Raw genomic sequence first — 675 nt, 5'->3', positions numbered from 1 at the left:
GGGTGAAGGTCGCTGTCCAGGTCAAACCGCCATCTGCTGTGCTCAAGCCAGCTAAAGTACCGCCTGCCAAGGTCACATCTGTTGCATCAAAGCCAGTTACTGCTTCACTGAAGGTGAAGGTTACTGTCGTGCTTTCACCAAGACCAAGATTCAGGTCAGTTGCACTGATCGCAAGCGTCGGTGCCACTACATCTGAAGTCAGGCCAGCCAAGCTTGCGCCTGTACCTAAGTTACCTGCAAGGTCAGTATAGGTGTTATCCGCCACACTGATGCTCGGTGCTGTTGCACTGCCATCTTGGGTGAAGGTCGCTGTCCAGGTCAAACCGCCATCTGCTGTGCTCAAGCCAGCTAAAGTACCGCCTGCCAAGGTCACATCTGTTGCATCAAAGCCAGTTACTGCTTCACTGAAGGTGAAGGTTACTGTCGTGCTTTCACCAAGACCAAGATTCAGGTCAGTTGCACTGATCGCAAGCGTCGGTGCCACTACATCTGAAGTCAGGCCAGCCAAGCTTGCGCCTGTACCTAAGTTACCTGCAAGGTCAGTATAAGTGTTATCCGCCACACTGATGCTCGGTGCTGTTGCACTGCCATCTTGGGTGAAGGTCGCTGTCCAGGTCAAACCGCCATCTGCTGTGCTCAAGCCAGCTAAAGTACCGCCTGCCAAGGTCACATCTG

1 protein-coding gene is annotated in these 675 nt (G+C 53.3%); it reads right to left on the bottom strand.

The window, feature by feature from the left end; all coding sequences use genetic code 11:
* A partial coding sequence (locus HL290_RS18425; RefSeq protein WP_227602329.1) for an Ig-like domain-containing protein occupies positions 1-675 on the bottom strand: 675 nt, incomplete at both ends.

It is taken from the genome of Acinetobacter sp. AC1-2, from assembly GCF_016124155.1.
GTDB lineage: Bacteria > Pseudomonadota > Gammaproteobacteria > Pseudomonadales > Moraxellaceae > Acinetobacter > Acinetobacter calcoaceticus.
Note: the sequence above shows the minus strand (reverse complement) of the source record. Positions and strands in the feature narration are given on the sequence as shown.